Annotated in this window: 3 protein-coding genes; 1 reads left to right on the top strand and 2 read right to left on the bottom strand. The window is 46.7% G+C overall.

All coding sequences use genetic code 11. From position 1 onward, the window contains the following. The coding region (locus tag F6K49_RS42960) for a TCP-1/cpn60 chaperonin family protein (RefSeq protein ID WP_293107687.1) at window positions 1-513 on the bottom strand (513 nt) is incomplete at its 3' end. A 120-nt stretch (window positions 514-633) separates the two neighbouring features. Further along, entirely contained in the window at window positions 634-1410 is a 777-nt protein-coding gene (gene fabG / locus F6K49_RS42955; protein ID WP_293107684.1) for a 3-oxoacyl-[acyl-carrier-protein] reductase, read from the bottom strand. 152 nt (window positions 1411-1562) lie between these two features. Between fabG and trxA the strand changes: the two genes are divergently transcribed. Then, window positions 1563-1880 carry a thioredoxin gene (gene trxA / locus F6K49_RS42950; protein ID WP_075897990.1) on the top strand — a complete coding sequence of 106 codons (318 nt, stop codon included), beginning with the start codon at window positions 1563-1565 and terminating at the stop codon, window positions 1878-1880. Window positions 1881-2165: the final 285 nt, after the last annotated feature.

Raw genomic sequence — 2165 nt, 5'->3', positions numbered from 1 at the left:
ACCATCTTTGGTGACCTTTTCCATGGCTTGGGCAATCATCTCACCCACTTCTGGATCGTTACCAGCGGAGACTGTAGCAACTTGAGCGATCCCAGTTCCCTGAACCGGCTGTGCCATGCCCTCAATCTCTTTAACCAGCTCGGCAACAGTTTTTTCGATTCCTCGGCGCACAGCTACAGGATTTGCGCCAGCTGCCACATTCTTAAGACCTTCTCGAATCATGGCCTGAGCCAGAATGGTAGCTGTGGTAGTGCCATCTCCAGCAACGTCTTTAGTCTTGGATGCGACTTCTTGAATCAGTCTAGCGCCAGTATTTTCTAAGGGGTCTTCCAGTTCAATATCTTTGGCAACGGTAATACCATCATTGACAATCTGGGGTGCCCCATACTGTTTTTCCAGAAGCACATTACGACCTTTTGGACCAAGGGTAATACGTACAGCATCAGCTAGGGCATTAACCCCCCGCTCCAATGAGCGTCTGGATTCTTCGTCAAACGAAACGATTTTTGCCATTGGTTGTTTAAAGTTGCTTTGTGTCTCCATTAGCAAATTTAGCACTCTTACACGAAGAGTGCTAATTCGTCTGACAATTTTAAACTTTCCGGAACTTGAAACACAGACCTGCCGGGGGGTTCAAGCCATAACCATACCACCATCAACATTAAACACTTGTCCAGTGATATAGGCAGCAGCTGGATCAGCTGCCAAAAACCTTACCATCCCAGCTACTTCTTCTGGCTGACCGTAACGACCTAGAGGGATGTGCTCGATAATGGCTTCTGACTTAAGGTCAGTGGTCATATCAGTGGCAATAAAACCCGGAGCTACGGCATTGACTGTAATGCCACGACTAGCAAACTCTTTGGCAACGGTTTTGGTTAAGCCAATCACACCAGCCTTGGCAGCACTGTAATTGGCTTGACCAGGGTTTCCCATCTGTCCTGCTACTGAAGCAATATTGATAATCCGACCAGACTTTTGCTTGAGCATCAGTTTGCTCACTGCTTTGATACATAAAAATACCCCAGTCAGGTTGAGATTAATGACTGCGTGCCAATCTGAGGGTTTCATCCGCAATAACAAGTTGTCGCGGGTAATCCCAGCATTATTCACTAGCACGTCTATACGACCAAACTTTTCGAGAGTCCCTTTAACTAGGGCATCAACTTGTTCAGCTTGAGACACATCAGCCTGAAGTGCTAAAGCTTCACCCCCAGCATCAATGATAGCCCCTACGACCTGATCAGCTGCATTACTGGAACTGGCGTAGTTGACTACAACCTTTGCCCCTGACCCAGCTAAGGCCAGGGCTACAGCTCGGCCAATTCCTCGCGAGGCACCGGTCACGATGGCTATGCGATCGCTTAATTGTTGGGAAGATGGTTGCCCAGATGTCTGTAATGTTTCCATAAACCTTGAATTGTTTTCAATCCTGCCTAATCTTCTCCTGTGGGCAGGATAGGTTTCCTCCAAAGTTAACTTTACAAGAATCTTTAGGTTAATCCAGCTCCAATCATTTTGGACTAGAATCGAGCAGAAGGACTAGGAAAGGTTTCTTGCTCATGGCCGTTAAAAAGCAGTTCACAACGTTCCAAGAATTATTATCTGGCTCAGATGTGCCCGTGTTGGTAGATTTCTATGCCATTTGGTGTGGGCCATGTCAGATGATGGCTCCTATCCTAGAACAGGTCAATGCTGAGCTCAAAGATCGTTTGAAAGTTGTAAAAATTGACACGGACAAATACCCCCAGCTTGCTTCCCAGTATGGCATTGAGGCGTTACCAACCTTGGTACTGTTTAAAAACGGTCAGCCTCAACAACGGATAGAGGGGCTCAGACAAGCGGAAGACCTGATTCAACTATTACAACCTTTGATTTAAGATAATTTCGGGTGAGATTGTCCTTGATACCAGGACTGAGATTATCAGCTGATTGCTGATTGCTGATTGCTGATTGCTGATTGCTGATTGCTTAGGTACCTTGCTCTTTGACCTTTTTTCCCAGAGTGATGGGATTAGCCCCCGTGATTTATCTGGGATTTATCCGGGGGATATCAGCGTGCTAGACCAAAAAACCTAGCTAGGAAGATGGGGCTTGATCCGAAGAGGAATCCGAAGAGGAATCCGAAGAGGAATCCGATTCTTCTTGGGCAGATGGGGTGGAAT

This window comes from Moorena sp. SIO3I6, assembly GCF_010672095.1.
The sequence above is the reverse complement of the archived record's forward strand: the minus strand, read 5'-3'. Positions and strand labels throughout refer to the sequence as shown.